Annotated in this window: 15 protein-coding genes; 5 read left to right on the top strand and 10 right to left on the bottom strand. The window is 38.8% G+C overall.

Annotated features, from left to right (window positions below):
- The first annotated feature begins 4 nt into the window (after nucleotides 1–4).
- The 4 genes from lpdA to ucpA all read left to right on the top strand — a co-directional run bounded on the left by lpdA (nucleotide 5) and on the right by ucpA (nucleotide 3,855).
- Entirely contained in the window at nucleotides 5–1,708 is a 1,704-nt protein-coding gene (lpdA, locus tag EL087_RS04470) for a dihydrolipoyl dehydrogenase (protein ID WP_126407089.1), read from the top strand.
- 8 nt (nucleotides 1,709–1,716) lie between these two features.
- Complete coding sequence (locus EL087_RS04465; RefSeq protein WP_126407086.1) at nucleotides 1,717–2,706, top strand: lipoate--protein ligase; 990 nt, start codon at nucleotides 1,717–1,719, stop codon at nucleotides 2,704–2,706.
- A gap of 51 nt (nucleotides 2,707–2,757) precedes the next feature.
- Nucleotides 2,758–2,898: a hypothetical protein gene (locus tag EL087_RS09240; protein ID WP_164558121.1), complete on the top strand. Its 141-nt coding sequence runs from the start codon at nucleotides 2,758–2,760 to the stop codon at nucleotides 2,896–2,898.
- Between the two features lie 159 nt (nucleotides 2,899–3,057).
- Nucleotides 3,058–3,855, top strand: a complete 798-nt coding sequence (ucpA, locus tag EL087_RS04460; protein ID WP_126407084.1) for an SDR family oxidoreductase UcpA — start codon at nucleotides 3,058–3,060, stop codon at nucleotides 3,853–3,855.
- 61 nt (nucleotides 3,856–3,916) lie between these two features.
- On the opposite strand, the gene xerS is transcribed toward ucpA, so the two are convergent.
- The 4 genes from xerS to EL087_RS04440 form a co-directional block, all read right to left on the bottom strand.
- On the bottom strand, nucleotides 3,917–4,987 hold the full coding sequence (gene xerS, locus EL087_RS04455) for a tyrosine recombinase XerS (protein ID WP_126407082.1): 1,071 nt from the start codon (nucleotides 4,985–4,987) through the stop codon (nucleotides 3,917–3,919).
- Nucleotides 4,988–5,181: 194 nt separating this feature from the next.
- Nucleotides 5,182–6,732, bottom strand: coding sequence for a signal recognition particle protein (gene ffh / locus EL087_RS04450; protein WP_022525125.1), 1,551 nt, complete (start codon nucleotides 6,730–6,732; stop codon nucleotides 5,182–5,184).
- 71 nt (nucleotides 6,733–6,803) lie between these two features.
- Nucleotides 6,804–7,136: a putative DNA-binding protein gene (locus EL087_RS04445; protein ID WP_003024506.1), complete on the bottom strand. Its 333-nt coding sequence runs from the start codon at nucleotides 7,134–7,136 to the stop codon at nucleotides 6,804–6,806.
- 115 nt (nucleotides 7,137–7,251) lie between these two features.
- On the bottom strand, nucleotides 7,252–7,950 hold the full coding sequence (locus EL087_RS04440; RefSeq protein ID WP_022525842.1) for a GntR family transcriptional regulator: 699 nt from the start codon (nucleotides 7,948–7,950) through the stop codon (nucleotides 7,252–7,254).
- 141 nt (nucleotides 7,951–8,091) lie between these two features.
- Here EL087_RS04440 and guaA point away from each other — a divergent pair, with 141 nt between their 5' ends.
- Entirely contained in the window at nucleotides 8,092–9,651 is a 1,560-nt protein-coding gene (guaA, locus tag EL087_RS04435; protein ID WP_126407080.1) for a glutamine-hydrolyzing GMP synthase, read from the top strand.
- A 55-nt stretch (nucleotides 9,652–9,706) separates the two neighbouring features.
- Here the strand turns inward: guaA and EL087_RS04430 are convergent, their stop codons facing one another.
- From EL087_RS04430 to glyA, 6 genes are all read right to left on the bottom strand, one after another.
- The gene (locus EL087_RS04430; protein WP_126407078.1) at nucleotides 9,707–10,552 is read right to left on the bottom strand and encodes an alpha/beta hydrolase; all 846 of its coding nucleotides are present in this window, start codon (nucleotides 10,550–10,552) and stop codon (nucleotides 9,707–9,709) included.
- 189 nt (nucleotides 10,553–10,741) lie between these two features.
- Nucleotides 10,742–11,689 (bottom strand): 2-keto-3-deoxygluconate permease, encoded by a 948-nt coding sequence (locus EL087_RS04425; protein WP_126407076.1) that lies wholly within the window; start codon nucleotides 11,687–11,689, stop codon nucleotides 10,742–10,744.
- A 78-nt stretch (nucleotides 11,690–11,767) separates the two neighbouring features.
- Complete coding sequence (locus EL087_RS04420; RefSeq protein ID WP_003042925.1) at nucleotides 11,768–12,520, bottom strand: SDR family NAD(P)-dependent oxidoreductase; 753 nt, start codon at nucleotides 12,518–12,520, stop codon at nucleotides 11,768–11,770.
- Nucleotides 12,521–12,707: 187 nt separating this feature from the next.
- The gene (locus EL087_RS04415) at nucleotides 12,708–13,310 is read right to left on the bottom strand and encodes a lysozyme family protein (RefSeq protein ID WP_126407074.1); all 603 of its coding nucleotides are present in this window, start codon (nucleotides 13,308–13,310) and stop codon (nucleotides 12,708–12,710) included.
- Nucleotides 13,310–14,284, bottom strand: a complete 975-nt coding sequence (locus tag EL087_RS04410) for a nucleoid-associated protein (RefSeq protein WP_126407072.1) — start codon at nucleotides 14,282–14,284, stop codon at nucleotides 13,310–13,312. The genes EL087_RS04415 and EL087_RS04410 overlap by 1 nt, the downstream gene beginning before the upstream one ends.
- A gap of 1 nt (nucleotide 14,285) precedes the next feature.
- Nucleotides 14,286–15,542 carry a serine hydroxymethyltransferase gene (glyA, locus tag EL087_RS04405; RefSeq protein ID WP_126407070.1) on the bottom strand — a complete coding sequence of 419 codons (1,257 nt, stop codon included), beginning with the start codon at nucleotides 15,540–15,542 and terminating at the stop codon, nucleotides 14,286–14,288.
- Nucleotides 15,543–15,591 lie beyond the last annotated feature (49 nt).

Here is a 15,591-nt window from a genome sequence, read left to right as displayed (position 1 = left end):
AAACATGGCCTTAGAAGTAATTATGCCAAAAGCCGGCGTTGATATGACAGAAGGACAGATTGTTCAATGGAATAAAAAAGTTGGCGAATTTGTAAAAGAAGGAGAAATCCTTCTGGAAATCATGACAGATAAAGTCAGCATGGAATTAGAAGCAGAAGAAGACGGTTATCTGATTGCTATCTTAAAAGGGGACGGTGAGACTGTTCCTGTAACGGAAGTTATCGGTTATCTGGGCGAAGAAGGAGAAAATATTCCGACTGCTGTGGCTGCTTCAGATGCTAGTTCAACACCAACTGCAGCCACAACTTCTAACGACGATAATAAGAGTGATGACGCTTATGATATTGTTGTTATTGGTGGCGGACCAGCTGGCTATGTAGCAGCGATTAAAGCAGCTCAATTAGGAGGCAAGATTGCTCTTGTTGAAAAATCTGAACTAGGTGGAACTTGCCTCAATCGTGGCTGTATTCCAACCAAGACCTATCTTCACAATGCGGAAATTATTGAAAGCCTGTACCATGCAGCAAACCGCGGTATTATCATTGAAAATCCAAACTTTACCGTCAATATGGATAAAGTTTTGGAAACCAAAAACAAGGTTGTCAATACACTTGTCGGAGGCGTTGCAGGTCTGCTTCGTAGCTACGGTGTTGATGTTCACAAAGGAATTGGTACCATTACCAAAGATAAGAATGTCTTGGTGAATGGTGCTGAACTTCTTGAGACCAAGAAGATTATCTTAGCTGGTGGATCAAAAGTCAGCAAGATTAACGTTCCAGGTATGGAATCACCACTTGTTATGACTAGCGATGATATCCTGGATATGAAGGAAGTTCCAGAAAGTTTAGTAATCATTGGTGGTGGCGTTGTTGGTATTGAGCTAGGACAGGCTTTCATGACCTTTGGCTCCAAAGTAACGGTCATTGAGATGATGAATCGGATTGTTCCAGCTATGGATGCAGAAGTCTCTAAAAACCTTCGGCTCATTCTTGAGCGCAAGGGCATGACCATTTTGACAGAGACCAAGCTGGAAGAAATTGTCGAAGAAAATGGCAAGCTCTGCATCAAAGTTGCAGGAAAGGAAGATATCATAGCTGATAAAGCTTTGCTTTCTATCGGACGCGTGCCTGATTTGGAAGGCATTGGCGAGGTTGACTTTGAACTAGACCGCGGTCGTATCAAGGTCAATGAATATATGGAAACTTCTGTTTCAGGAATTTACGCTCCCGGAGACATTAACGGTACCAAGATGTTGGCGCATGCAGCTTTTCGTATGGGGGAAGTAGCTGCAGAGAATGCTCTCAAAGGCAATCACGTAGTTGCTAAATTAAATCTAACTCCAGCAGCTATTTACACTTTGCCAGAAGTTGCGGCAGTCGGTCTGACAGAAGAACAAGCTCGCGAAAAATACGATGTAGCTATCGGCAAATTCAACTTCGCAGCAAACGGACGAGCAATTGCATCTGATGCTGCTCAAGGATTTGTCAAAGTGATTGCTGATAAGAAATACGGAGAAGTTCTCGGTGTTCACATTATCGGCCCTGCAGCAGCTGAGTTAATCAATGAAGCTTCTACTATCATTGAAATGGAAATCACGGTAGAAGAAATGCTCAAAACCATTCACGGTCATCCGACATTTTCAGAAGTTATGTACGAAGCATTTGCAGACGTACTCGGCATGGCAATTCATGCTCCTAAGAAAAGATAAGAGGCACTATGAAATACATTATCAATAATAGTAACGATACAGCTTTCAACATTGCTCTTGAGGAGTATGCTTTCAAGCATCTCCTTGATGAAGATATGATTTTCTTACTTTGGATCAATAAACCGTCTATCATTGTCGGACGTCATCAGAATACCATTGAAGAAATCAATCGTGACTATGTCCGAGAGCATGGCATTGAGGTTGTTCGTCGTATCAGTGGAGGCGGAGCTGTCTATCATGACTATAACAATCTCAACTACACCATCATTTCCAAAGAAACTGAGAACAAAGCCTTTGATTTTAAGAGCTTCTCTATTCCGGTCATCAAGACTTTGGAAGAATTAGGTGTAAAAGCAGAATTTACAGGGCGCAACGATTTGGAAATTGACGGAAAAAAATTCTGTGGCAATGCTCAGGCTTATATTAATGGTCGAATCATGCATCACGGTTGCTTGCTGTTTGACGTAGAGTTATCTGTCTTGGCGAATGCCTTAAAAGTTTCCAAAGATAAGTTTGAGTCCAAAGGAGTCAAATCTGTTCGCGCTCGTGTAACCAATATCGTTGATGAATTGCCTGAAAAGATTACTGTCGAGCAATTTCGCGACCTCCTGCTAGACTATATGAAGAAAGAATATCCAGAAATGACAGAATATGTCTTCTCCGATGACGAACTAGATGAAATCAACCATATCAAGGCAACTAAATTTGCTACTTGGGATTGGAATTATGGCAAATCGCCAGAGTACAATGTTCATCGTAGTACCAAATTTACTAGCGGTAAAGTGGAAATCTTTGCCAATGTTGTTCAGTCAAAAATCGAAAACATCAAAATTTACGGAGATTTCTTTGGAATCGAAGATGTAGCAGCAGTAGAAGAAGTCCTCAAGGGTGTTAAATATGAAAGAGAAGATGTTTTAAATGCTCTTGAAAACCTGGATATTTTTCGCTATTTCGCTGGAATTAGCCAAGAAGAAATCGCAGAAGCAGTGGTCGGCTAAATCACAAGACTATAACAAAATAAAAACATCCTTACGTTTATTTAACTAAGGATGTTTTTTCAATTGTTTGAAGAAGCTGGTTATCAGGATGTTCAGATGCTTCTGGGATACACCACAGCCAATAATCGCTTGGAGAATATCCGCTTTGGAGCAAGTTCCTTATTATCGAACCCTACAGAAATTATTGGATAGAATTTTTATAAAGAGGACGAAACATCATAGCAAATGCGAGGTTTTCCTTCATTATTATATTGACAAGCAACTAGAAAAGTACTAGACTAAAGTTAGAAATACATCATAAAATGTCACAAAAATCTGTTAAACGTCTTCGTTTTAGAAAGGATGGTTACTATGGCTAAATTAGATGGAAAAGTTGCTTTGATTACTGGAGCTGCTGTCGGTCTGGGTCAGGGCATTGCCTCAGTCTATGCCAAATATGGCGCCAAGCTCTGCCTTTTCGATCGAGACCCTCAAGTAGAAGCAACTGCTCAAGAACTTCGTGACAGCTACCAAATAGATATTATCAGCTATATCGGTGATGTCAGTCGTCTAGAAGATTTGGAAGCGGCTGTCTCTCAGACTATCCAAGCCTTTGGGCATCTTGATATTGCCTGCTGTAATGCTGGTATCTGCAAGCTGGCGCCCTTTGAAGAAATGGCAGACCAGATACGGGATCAACATATTAATGTCAATATCAAGGGCGTTTGGAACACTTGTCAGGCAACCATCAAGCCCATGTTGAAACAGAGAGCAGGCGCTATCGTCATCGCATCATCTGTAACAGGCGATTTGGTTGCTGATGCTGGAGAAGCAGCTTACGCGATGACCAAGGCAGCTCTGGTCGGCTTAACCAAGGCCTTGGCAGTAGAATATGCCGATCGCAATATCCGGGTTAACTGCAGCCAGCTAGGCTATGCTCGGACACCGATGGTCGAAAAAATGGCCTTGGAATCCAACCCAGAACATCCAGAAGTTCCTATTCAAGATATTGCGACCGCTGTCCCAATGAAAAGATTAGCTAAACCGCAAGAAGTAGGGGAACTCTTTGCCTTTTTAGGTAGTGACGAATCCTCCTATCTTACAGGATCTCAAATTGTCATTGACGGCGGTAGTACCCTACCAGAAACTATGAGCATGGGCACAAACTAGCAGCATTTAGCTCAATTCAAATAAAAAGTTTGCATACCTTAAATTATGCAAACTTTTTATTTTATAAATTATCCAATGCATTTTTTTGTTCGTCATTAACAATATGGGTGTAGAGGTCTGTAACTTGAGTACTGGCATGTCCTAGCTGATGACTGACCAAAACTTGAGATTTGGTAGCATCATAAAGTCGAGTAGCCAGCGTATGGCGGAGTTTATGAGGTGTCACTCGAACTTTAAAATCTTCAGAATACTTAGCAACCATCTTTTCTACACTAGAAGCATCAATCCGATTAGGAACACCTCTATATTCTGTCAAAAAGAGGGCAGTGTCTGATTTTTCAGCTTTATAACGTTTAGAGCGAACCTCCAGGTACCTTTCCAAATAAGCTTTGGCAAAAGCTGCAACATTGACAGAATCTCTTTTTCCGCCCTTACGAGTAACTTCGATGACCATCATTTTGAGGTTCAGATCTTTCAAATCAAGATTTACTGCCTCGGATAGACGAATGCCAGACGCAAGAAGCAGTGCTATGATGGCTAAATCTCTCTCTTTATTTTTGTCAAAAGAGGAGAGAGCACGATTTGATAACTTTTTAGGATATTCTTCATCAATATAATTCAAAAATTGTTCAGTTTCTTCACCCAAAAATAGTTTTTGTTTGATGTTTTCAGCGCGCGCAGCCAAAGTCTCTCTCTTTTTCTTAGTAGACACTTTTTTCATGACATTACGATAGAAATAAGGTTCCCCATTCTCGTTTTCCACCTCTTCAGTTAAATATTTATAAAGGCTAGAGAGAGCAGAAAGGGTGCGATTAATGGTGGTTTGCGATACTCCGTTTTTCGTAGTATTAGCATTAAGCAATGGACGCTCCCGTAAGTAAAGAATAAACGCTTCCATGTCTTTTTTAGTCATATTTTCCAATACTGGCAGAGGAATTTCTGCAATCTGTGACACATCAGCAATTCCAGAGTCTAAAATCCAATGAAAAAAACGATCATATTCTTTGAGGTATTCATATAAGGTTGTAAAACTGTATGGAACAGTCAATTTAGATTGATAGTATTCCAAAACGTACCAAGGCATGATGGCCTTTAGTTTTTCAATTCTTTCTAATAGTATTTCGCGTTTCACTAAGATATTCTCCATCATTTTCTATAATAGAAGTATAGCACACTCCTATATTTTTTTCAAGAAAATTACAGTTTTTCGGAAAGATGTTAGAGGAAGTTTTATACAATATCTCTATTCAGTGATTACAAAATTATACAAATATACAAAAAAACAAGCCGTTCCTTTAAATTAAGCGACTTGTTTTTTGCGTTTGTTTATTTCCGTTTTTTCTTAGCTTTTTTCATTTTATTTGCCATACGTTTCATGGCTTGTTTGGTTGCAAATTCGCCGATTTTTCCTTTAAGGCCGCCACCAAACATCTGGCTCATATCAGGATTCCCAGCTCCTCCTAAAGCGGACATGTCCATATTTTGAAGGGCTGACATATCCATACCGTTCATATTTGGCATATTTTTCGGTAAATTGTTAGGATTGAGACCCATTTGCTTCATCATCTTATTCATATCGCCAGACATGACACCTTGCATGACTTGTTTCGCTTGGTTAAAGTCTTTGATAAATTTGTTGACTTCGACAAAGCTATTACCAGAACCTGCAGCAATCCGACGGCGACGACTTGGATTAAGGAGGTCAGGATTTTCCCGTTCGGTAGGTGTCATAGATGAAACAATGGCACGTTTGCGGGCGATTTCGTTTTCATCTACCTTAAAATTCTTCATAGCAGGATTGTTAGCCATGCCAGGAATCATCTTTAACAAATCTTCCATTGGTCCCATATTTTGTACTTGATCCAGCTGGTCAATGAAATCGTTGAAATCAAAGGTGTTTTCTCGCATTTTTTCAGCCATCTCAAGCGATTTTTGCTCATCATACTCCTGAGAAGCTTTTTCAATCAAGGTCAACATATCTCCCATGCCCAAAATACGGCTAGACATCCGATCTGGGTGGAAAGTTTCAATATCGGTAATCTTTTCACCAGTACCAGTGAACTTGATTGGTTTACCAGTAATTTGACGGACAGATAAAGCTGCACCGCCACGTGTATCGCCATCAATCTTAGTCAGAATAACCCCAGTCACTTCCAACTGAGCGTTGAATTCGCGAGCTACATTGGCGGCTTCTTGACCAATCATAGCATCTACAACCAAGAGGATTTCATTTGGTTGAGCCAGTGCTTTGACATCGCGCAGCTCATTCATGAGCTTTTCATCGATCTGCAGGCGACCAGCTGTATCAATCAGCACATAGTCATTGTGATTAGCCTTGGCTTGCTCCAGACCTTGACGAACAATCTCTACTGCTGGTACTTCTGTGCCTAGTGAAAAGACTGGTACATCGATTTGCTGACCGAGAGTTGTAAGCTGGTCAATGGCCGCCGGACGATAAATATCAGCAGCTATCATTAAAGGACGAGCGCCTTCTTCCTTCTTGAGTTTATTAGCCAACTTTCCGGCAAACGTAGTCTTACCAGCACCTTGAAGACCGACCATCATGATAATAGTCGGGATTTTTGGAGATTTGATAATTTCTGCCGTATCAGAGCCTAATACAGCGGTCAATTCTTCATCAACAATCTTGATGATTTGTTGAGCAGGATTTAACGTATCAATAACTTCATGTCCGACAGCACGCTCACGAACTTTCTTGATAAAGTCTTTAACAACTGGCAAAGCTACATCGGCTTCCAAGAGTGCCAAACGAATCTCTTTGGTCGCTTCTTGAACATCACTCTCTGAAATTTTGCCCTTGCGACGCAGATTTTTAAAAACATTCTGTAAACGTTCAGTTAAACTTTCAAATGCCATAAATTTTATTTCTCCTAGTTAATTTCTATGTATTGGTTATTGATTTTTGGTATTTTTGAGTCGACAATTCACTATTCTCGATTGTCAATACTGGATAAAATCGAAATTTGCTCTTGTAAATAGGTGTCATCTGCATACTTTTCCATTATTTGATCAAAAATCTGACTTCTGACGATATAATCTGAATACATGTGCAGTTTCATTTCGTAGTCTTCGAGAATCTTTTCTGTTCGTTTGATATTGTCATAAACAGCCTGACGACTAACTTGAAATTCTTCAGCAATCTCAGCTAGACTATAATCATCCGCATAGTAAAGCTCGATATAATTCATTTGTTTATCTGTTAAAAGCGCTGCATAAAACTCAAAAAGAGCATTCATTCGATTGGTTTTTTCAATTTCCATAAGAAATATTATATCAAAAAATACAGATAAACTCTACTAGCGAAGAGTTTTACTCACTAAAAAACACTCTTAAATTAGCAAGAGTGTTTACATATATAAAATTATGAAAAGTGAATCAATTGTTTTCCAAATAAAATTCAAATCGTTCGCCGACATATTGACTTTTAACATATTCAAAAGCGGTGCCGTTGTCAAAATAAGAAATCTGTGTTAAACCAAGAATAGCATGTCCTCTAGGGATTTCTAGATAATGTGCAATCTTTTCTTTGGCAAGACGAGCATAAATGGTCTGTTGAGATTTTCCGATTTTATAGCCATGTTCTTGTAAGGTTTGAAAAAAATGCTTCGTAATTTCTTCTTTATTAAAGTTTTTGATGAATTTTTCTGGAATGGAAGCGACTTCGTAAACTACGGGAATATTATCTGCATACCGTACCCGCTCCATTCGGACAACATTTTCCGTCTTTTCAATTCCTAATTTTTCGACCTCTTCTTTACTTGGCAGTGTTCGACGGTAAGAAATCAATTGACTTGAAGGTGTCTTGCCCTGGGATTTGATGATTTCTGTAAAGCTGGTTGTGCCGCGCATCTTTTCCTGAACTCGCGTACTGGCTACAAATGTACCGCTACCCATACGGCGCTCTAGCACTCCTTCTTCGACTAAAAGAGTGATTGCCTGACGAAGTGTCATGCGGCTAACCTCAAATTGTTCAGCTAAATCGCGCTCACTTGGCAGACGTTGCCCGATTTTCCAAATTTCCTCGTCAATTTCTTTTTTTATTTGATCGTGAATTTTAATATAGGCTGGAAGCATAGTAACCCCTTTCAAGAATGGTTTCCTCTCTTCATTGTATTATCAATTGAAATAAAAGTCAATCGCTACTTAATGTTATTGGAAAAAGTCTCTATTTTGTGTTAGAATAAACAAAGAAGTTTCATTTGAGAAAGGAAAGAAATGGCAACTACAACTGAATTGCAAGATATTGAAAGAATCATTGTATTGGATTATGGCAGCCAATATAATCAGCTCATCTCACGCCGTATTCGGGAGATTGGTGTTTTTTCTGAGCTAAAAAGCAATAAAATCACAGCCGCTGAAGTTCGTGAGATAAATCCGGTCGGAATTATCCTGTCTGGTGGACCAAATTCTGTCTATGAAGAAGGCTCATTTGATCTTGACCCTGAAATTTTAGAATTGGGTATTCCAATTCTAGGGATTTGTTATGGAATGCAGCTTTTGACTCACAAATTAGGTGGGAAAGTTGTACCTGCTGGAAATGCCGGAAACCGTGAGTATGGGCAATCAGAGCTTATTCATACTGATTCACAGCTTTTTGCAAGCACTCCTGAAAAACAAATCGTTCTTATGAGTCACGGAGATGCTGTTACCGAAATTCCTCAAGGATTCGTACGAACTGGAACTTCTGCTGACTGTCCATTTGCAGCTATTGAAAATCCAGCTAAGAAAATCTATGGTATCCAATTCCACCCTGAAGTACGTCATTCTGTTTATGGGTATGACATTCTACGCAATTTTGCTTTGAATATTTGTGGTGCCAAAGGCGACTGGTCAATGGATAACTTTATTGAAATGCAAATCAAGCGAATTCGAGAAACGGTTGGCGATAAACGTGTTCTTCTTGGGCTCTCGGGCGGCGTTGATTCATCAGTTGTTGGCGTTCTCCTTCAAAAAGCTATCGGAGACCAGCTTATCTGTATCTTTGTAGATCATGGATTGCTCCGTAAGGGCGAAGCAGATCAAGTCATGGATTCTCTTGGCGGGAAATTCGGTCTTAATATCATCAAAGCAGACGCTGCTAAACGTTTCCTTGATAAATTAGCTGGTGTTTCTGATCCAGAGCAAAAGCGTAAAATCATCGGCAATGAATTTGTCTATGTCTTTGATGATGAAGCCAGCAAACTGAAAGATGTAAAATTCCTCGCACAAGGAACACTTTATACTGATGTGATTGAGTCTGGTACTGATACTGCCCAAACAATCAAATCGCACCATAACGTCGGTGGACTTCCCGAAGACATGCAGTTCAAACTGATTGAACCACTCAATACACTTTATAAAGACGAAGTTCGTGCACTTGGTACAGAACTTGGTATGCCGGATGAAATCGTTTGGCGTCAGCCATTCCCAGGTCCAGGACTTGCTATTCGCATTATGGGTGAAATTACAGAAGAAAAACTCACAACTGTACGTGAATCCGACGCCATTCTCCGTGAAGAAATCGTGAAAGCTGGACTCGATCGTGATATCTGGCAATACTTCACTGTGAATACTGGTGTTCGTTCAGTAGGTGTTATGGGTGATGGTCGAACTTATGATTATACCATTGCTATTCGTGCTATTACTTCTATTGATGGAATGACAGCAGATTTTGCTAAAGTCCCTTGGGAAGTACTACAAAAAATCTCTGTTCGTATCGTCAATGAAGTAGACCATGTCAACCGCATTGTCTACGATATCACCAGCAAACCACCAGCAACGGTTGAGTGGGAATAAAAACAAAAAAGCCAAACCTCAAGAAATAAGAAGTTTGGCTTTTAAATTTATCAGCTTATTTTCCCCACAAAAATTGAATTAGTATTTTATCTACTTCTGGATTTTCATGTAATTGGCTATGTTGTGCTAATTTACCTATGATTTTCTTTTCTTGATAAGATTTTGCATTATCGGCAACCAAGTATTTCAAGCTGCGAGATGAAGCATTTAAAACGGAACCATCTGAGCCATTTTTGTAATCACCGTAGATATTCAAAACGTCAATTTGATTTTGTGGAAAAACTTCACGTAATGGCAATAATCTTTGGAAAGTTTGTGTGACTTGATTTGGTTTCCCTGTCGTTTTATCTACTTTTACATCAGCTGGTAAGCCCATAGCTTCTAAACCGGCGGCAAAATTAGCAATATTGACTTGCTTTTGTAATTGTGGTAATTTCTCATCTTGCCCATGATCTAGAAGATAATACAAAATCGACATATTCCCTAAAGAATGACCTACCATATTCATTTTCTTAAAGCCATAGGTTTGCTGCAGTTTAGTAACCACTGCTTTTGCATATTGGCTGACCTTATTTGGATTGCGGTTATCCTCATAGTTCACTTCTACGATTGGATTGATAGCGCCTTTGGGAATGTCTCCCCCCAACGTAACTGCACCATTTCTATCAACATTTGCTCGAATAACTGTTTTCGTTACTCCTGCTTTTTTTGCTGCATCCGTCATGTGCCGCTCAGCATTGGCACTACTCCCATAACCATGAAAGAATAGGGTTGGAGTAGTTGATTGCACATACTTCTGTCTGTCTAATTTCCCTTCAGCATTGACACGGTAAAATAAAAAAGTAGAAATAGCAATCAAAATTGTTAAAATTCCTATAATTAGGGCTATTTTCTTCATCATGTTTAGCATTTCTTTCTACGAGATATATTTTTAAGTATAACATGCAACAATCTAAATGACAATTGATTTGTTTGAAATGACGTTTTGGATTTAAGGCAATTTGTTGAATAGTAAAAAAGGAAAGTCCCAAAAACTCCCCTTTAATAAACCATTAAATGTTATCATCAAACAACAAGTAAACTTTTAAAATCAATTCATTGTTTTCGCTTGTTCTGAAGTATCCACGCGTTTAGCTACCCAAGCTGTCAAGATTGGTGTTAAAATAGCTGTTACAATAACAGATGCTGTTATTTGGGTGGTAGCTGTAGCTTCAACAGCTTTAAAGGAAGCATCTACAGCCGATAAAGCTGCTGGTGTAGCTATGGCACTAGCTGCTGTACTTGAAATAGCTGCACCAGCAATTCCTGATCCACCTGTGGCTTTATCTGCAAAAATAGCAAAGAAGCCTCCAACTAAGGTTGTAATGACTCCAAGTATGATACCTGGTAAACCACCTTGAATAATTTGCATAAAGCTCATATTGGCTCCTAAACAGAATCCAACAATGATAATAATTGCTGTCACACCATTTGATAGAACTTTTTTCATATATGGAAAAGCATTTCCTAATGCAATCCCTAAAACAAGTGGTAAAATAGTTCCTACTAAACTCCAAATAGAAATGTTAGCAAGACCAGCACTACTGAGAGCTGCCATTGTCACCATCGGTCCAACACTTAAAGTAGTAATACCAACAGCGCCTGCATCAATTTCATTTCCGTAAACTTCTACAATTCCAGCATACATAGCGTTATTAGCGACAGACATAGCTCCAATAATCGCCAAAGCACTTAAACCTAAAAAATTGTCATTGAAGACTTTTGCTACCAACAAACCTAAAACAACTGAAACAATAATCTTAGATGTGATAATAGCCGCTCCACGTCCAACAGCTTTTGGAGTGTTCTTTAACGAGATTGTTCCTCCTATAAAGAATAGAAAAGCTCCAACGAGTGGACCGGCTCCCTGAACTATAGCGGTTGTAAAACCTCCAATTTTCAACACTTGAGGGAAAAATGTATTTATCACACAGCCGATAAACATGGGAACAATAATTGTATCACCAGGAATCTTAATTTTCTTATTAAAAATTTTCATAATCATATCTCCTCTATATATTCAAGCCTTGTTTTTATTTAACAAGGCTTGAATGCCATACATCTTTTCGATAAAAAATTAACCATCCAGCGTAATACCGCCATCACAATCACCGATTTCTCCAGACACGAAGCTGGCTAAGTCACTAGCAAAGAAAAGAATCATTTGAGCAATTTCAACAGGTTCTGCACGACGTCCAAGTGGAATCATGTTGATGACACGCTGACTCTTTTCAGGGTCTTCTGACAATACAGTAGTCATGTCCGTTCGTGTAAAAGAAGGACAAACCGCATTACATGCAATGCCATATTTACCTCCTTCTTTTGCCACTGCTTTTGTAAGACCGTTCAAACCAGCTTTAGAAGACGCATAAGCAGCTGTTCCAAGCAAACCACCGCCTAATTTTGCAGCTACTGAGGAAACATTAACAATTCTTCCCCCTTTTTGTTCAATAAAATGTGGGAAAATGGTACTAATAGTTGAAAAACAACCAGAGAGGTTAATACGAATGGTGCGTTCCCATTCGTCGTAAGTTAATTGTTCAAATGGTTTCGCGCTAATAACACCAGCACAATTGACTAAGATATCAATTTTACCAGCTGTTGCGATTATTTTGTTCATTGCTTCTACAATAGATTCGTGATTTCCTAAATCCATATAAGTAAAGCTCGTGTGTTCTGCTCCAAATTCGGCAATTACTCGTTCAGCCGCTTCTTGATTGATGTCGGCAATAATAACATTACCACCACCTTCAACAATACCGCGAACTACTTCTTTGCCAATTCCGTTTGCACCACCGGTAACAATTGCTGTTTTACCTGAAAAATTCATATTCTCAAAACCTTCCTTTTTAATTATTATAGAATTCTACGTGATTATTATAGCACTCTCGTTTTAAAAATAAAAGTAGAAATATGAAATATTTTAAATATTTAGAAAAAACAATCTTTTTGCTTTTTCTATTACTAATACTAATCTAAAAAGGTTAGAAAACAAAGCTCTCTAACCTTCTGATTTATTAAAACCAATTCATCACTTTCATGATGTGCATATTCATCTGGACTTGTCGGGAGTAATAATAATTTCCACCATTGATATAGAGTTTAGAGCCATGTAGGAGGGCGATGGGGTGGTAATAAGAATAGGTTTTGCCGGTCACATTTCCTAAACTTGGTGCGACAACATTTTTGGAGTATTTTTTTGCCAAATCAAGAGTATTTTCGCCACCGTGTTTTGCAATGTAGTCAATATAGGAGCGACCAAAGTTATAGGCTTGTACAGCGGTCCAAACATCTACTTTCTTTTTTTGCGCTAGATTTAAATTGGTGGATAAAGTCTGAACTCCTTGTCGAATACTTTCTTTATTATCTAAAATAGAGTTTTTCTGACCCGTTGCACTTTCACTAGATTGCATGACATCAGAAACTTTTCCCTTTGTTTCAGTATAAATCATAGCAAGGACTAGTTCCTCATTGGCTGCAGTATCTCGCTCGTCTAGCACTTCTCTCACTAAGCTACGGTAGGTCATCACCTGTTTGACATCATGATGAACTTGAACCAACTTGTAAGCAACAAAAATTAAAAGAATGAGAAGGATCAATTTTCTAAGAATTTTAAACATTATTTACTTTGGATATCTTCTATGTTTTTGATGAGAATGGAATAGGTTCCATTCTCGTTTTGTATGAATTCTACGGATTCCGCATCTTGATAGATGTTATTGGGGACAATAAGCTCAATTCCATTTGAAAGAGAGAACTTTTGGTTTTCAAATTTTTTCTTCTGACGACTACTATCAATTTCATCAAATTTAACTGTTTCCGGAATTGTTTCCTTAACCTGATCAATAAAAGTCAAACGAGCTGTCAGATTGTTATCAAACAAGTCATCTGCTAATTTTTCCGGTGATAATTCATCATTTTCTTCTAAATTTTTGAAAATAGACGATTTAACCTTGGATTGAAATTGAAAATCATCCTGATGAAAGCTCTCTGCAACTTTTTGAGCCGTTTTTTCTAAGGCTTTGATAGATTTTTTAGGAGAAATTTTAGGACTGACTTGTAACAGATTATCAGAAAAATAATTGAGAAAAGCACCATTGTATTTAATTCGTTTTTCAATCAAATGGTATTTACGTGATTGAAGATCGATAACCAATGCTTCATCGGCACCTGTACCAAATCCCGGCAAATTGTTCTGGGTAATCTTGATAGGATTGTCTACTTCTCCACCCAAGTGAGTGAGTGTTTCTCGCAGAGCAATCCGCAAAAAAGCAAAATGCTCCACGCCTTCCTTATCAAATTGAACAAAAATCAAATCATTGGTTTTCTGATTTTCGCTCACCGAAAACTCCTCTTTCCAGAGATTGGCAATACTGACAGAGGTTTCTAAAAGGTCTTTTGTCATATGTGATAAAAAGACATTATCTTCGGTAAAAATACCTGTTTTGGCCTCATCTGAATAGACACGTTCAATCTTCTCGCGAAGATATTCTTCGATCTTAGGAGTAATATTGAGATATTTATCTGCTAAAAGAAGGTCGGTGTCTGACGGACTAAATTGATGAATAATAGCTTTTTTTACGTAAATGTCCATTTCAGTCCTCATATAGTGGAAAGGCATCGGTCAATTCTTTAACTTCTGCACGGACTTGCTGTAAAACAGCTTCATTCTCTGCATTTTCTAAAGTTTTAATAATCAATTCTGCTACTTTAGTACTTTCAGCTACCCCAAAACCACGAGCTGCAATAGCTGCAGTTCCAATACGAATGCCACTTGTTTTAAATGGAGATAAGGTTTCATAAGGGATAGAGTTTTTGTTGAGAGTGATATGGACATCATCCAAAAGGTTCTGAGCGACTTTTCCATTTTCAACGACTTTGGTCACATCCACAAGGAAAAGATGATTCTCCGTACCGCCTGAAATGACACGAAAATTACCATGTTGTTGGAATACTTGAACCATTGCCTTAGCATTATCTAAAATCTGCTGAGCATAAACTTTGAAATCTGAATCCAATACTTCTTTGAAAGCAGCTGCTTTAGCTGCTACGACATGCTCTAGTGGTCCTCCTTGAATTCCTGGGAAGATTGCGGAATTGATCTTTTTCGCTAACTCTTCATCATTGGTCAAAATTAAGCCACCACGAGGTCCTCGAAGGGTTTTATGAGTAGTAGTTGTCGTAATATGTGCATACGGTACTGGACTTGGATGCAAACCAGCGGCAACTAAACCTGCAATATGAGCCATGTCTACCATGAGTTTGGCTCCGACAGTATCTGCAATTTCACGGAATTTAGCAAAATCAATAATATGAGAATAGGCAGAAGCACCTGCAACAATCAATTTAGGTTTGACTTCTTTAGCCTGCGCCAAAATAGCATCAAAATCTAAAAGTTCCGTTTCAGGATCGACATTATAAGGCACAAAGTTATAGGTTTTTCCAGAGAAGCTAACAGCTGCGCCATGTGTCAAATGTCCGCCTGCTGCAAGATCCATTCCCATTACTGTGTCGCCTGGCTCAATTAAGGCCATATAAGCCGCACAATTCGCCTGACTGCCTGAGTGGGGTTGAACATTAGCAAATTTTGCTCCAAAGATTTCTTTAGCACGTTCAATCGCTAAAGTTTCAATCACATCCACAACGTCCGTACCACCATAATAGCGACGGCCTGGATAACCTTCGGCATATTTATTGGTTAAAATAGAACCTTGTGCTGCCATAACAGCTTTTGAAACAACATTTTCTGAAGCAATCAATTCAATATTGTTTTGCTGACGTTTTTCTTCTGCAGCAATGGCTTCCCAAAGCTCAGCGTCATATTCTTTATAGTCTTTATGGTCAAAAATCATAAGAGTCTCCCTTCTCTTAAAGCGGGGCTAAAACCTATTTAGTCAAGGT

The organism is Streptococcus milleri, assembly GCF_900636525.1.
GTDB classification, from domain to species: domain Bacteria; phylum Bacillota; class Bacilli; order Lactobacillales; family Streptococcaceae; genus Streptococcus; species Streptococcus hominis.
This window is presented reverse-complemented; position numbering and strand designations above follow the sequence as displayed.

Coding starts and splice junctions, on each gene's coding strand:
- lpdA (WP_126407089.1), top strand. CDS start 5: ATGGCCTTAGAAGTAATTATGCCAAAAGCCGGCGTTGATATGACAGAA.
- EL087_RS04465 (WP_126407086.1), top strand. CDS start 1,717: ATGAAATACATTATCAATAATAGTAACGATACAGCTTTCAACATTGCT.
- EL087_RS09240 (WP_164558121.1), top strand. CDS start 2,758: ATGTTTTTTCAATTGTTTGAAGAAGCTGGTTATCAGGATGTTCAGATG.
- ucpA (WP_126407084.1), top strand. CDS start 3,058: ATGGCTAAATTAGATGGAAAAGTTGCTTTGATTACTGGAGCTGCTGTC.
- ffh (WP_022525125.1), bottom strand. CDS start 6,732: ATGGCATTTGAAAGTTTAACTGAACGTTTACAGAATGTTTTTAAAAAT.
- EL087_RS04445 (WP_003024506.1), bottom strand. CDS start 7,136: ATGGAAATTGAAAAAACCAATCGAATGAATGCTCTTTTTGAGTTTTAT.
- EL087_RS04440 (WP_022525842.1), bottom strand. CDS start 7,950: ATGCTTCCAGCCTATATTAAAATTCACGATCAAATAAAAAAAGAAATT.
- guaA (WP_126407080.1), top strand. CDS start 8,092: ATGGCAACTACAACTGAATTGCAAGATATTGAAAGAATCATTGTATTG.
- EL087_RS04430 (WP_126407078.1), bottom strand. CDS start 10,552: ATGATGAAGAAAATAGCCCTAATTATAGGAATTTTAACAATTTTGATT.
- EL087_RS04425 (WP_126407076.1), bottom strand. CDS start 11,689: ATGAAAATTTTTAATAAGAAAATTAAGATTCCTGGTGATACAATTATT.
- EL087_RS04420 (WP_003042925.1), bottom strand. CDS start 12,520: ATGAATTTTTCAGGTAAAACAGCAATTGTTACCGGTGGTGCAAACGGA.
- EL087_RS04415 (WP_126407074.1), bottom strand. CDS start 13,310: ATGTTTAAAATTCTTAGAAAATTGATCCTTCTCATTCTTTTAATTTTT.
- EL087_RS04410 (WP_126407072.1), bottom strand. CDS start 14,284: ATGGACATTTACGTAAAAAAAGCTATTATTCATCAATTTAGTCCGTCA.
- glyA (WP_126407070.1), bottom strand. CDS start 15,542: ATGATTTTTGACCATAAAGACTATAAAGAATATGACGCTGAGCTTTGG.